The organism is Psychrobacter sp. TB20-MNA-CIBAN-0197 (genome assembly GCF_040309765.1).
Classification (GTDB): domain Bacteria; phylum Pseudomonadota; class Gammaproteobacteria; order Pseudomonadales; family Moraxellaceae; genus Psychrobacter; species Psychrobacter submarinus.
This window is the reverse complement of sequence record NZ_JBEOPC010000393.1, coordinates 1-282: the sequence shown is the minus strand read 5'-3', so window position 1 is coordinate 282 and position 282 is coordinate 1. Positions and strand designations below refer to the sequence as shown.

Genomic DNA, 282 nt, shown 5'->3' with positions numbered 1-282 from the left:
CCATCGGGCAGCAAGTGGTGGTGTGCGGTTTTGGCGTGCCGGGCGATACGGTTACGGTGACGCTGGTCGGTGCCACGCGCTCAGAGCCGGCAAGTGGAATCGTGCAGGAAAATCGCACCTGGTCAGTGATGCTCGCTGCGAGTCCGCCCGAAGGGGGGCTTTATCGGCTGGAGGCAGTCGCATCTCTGGACGGGTTCGAATCATTTGAAACCCTGCGCTCGGTCATTTTGGGTACTTTTGTGCCAGCCCTCGACGAGCCGGCGCCGGGACGCTGGGTCAGCC

General features: G+C 63.1%; 1 protein-coding gene. It reads left to right on the top strand.

Translation table 11 applies throughout. The features are described 5' to 3' along the window. Positions 1-282, top strand: a 282-nt coding sequence (locus AAEY83_RS14180) for a hypothetical protein (protein ID WP_351059825.1), incomplete at both ends; no start/stop codon positions are given.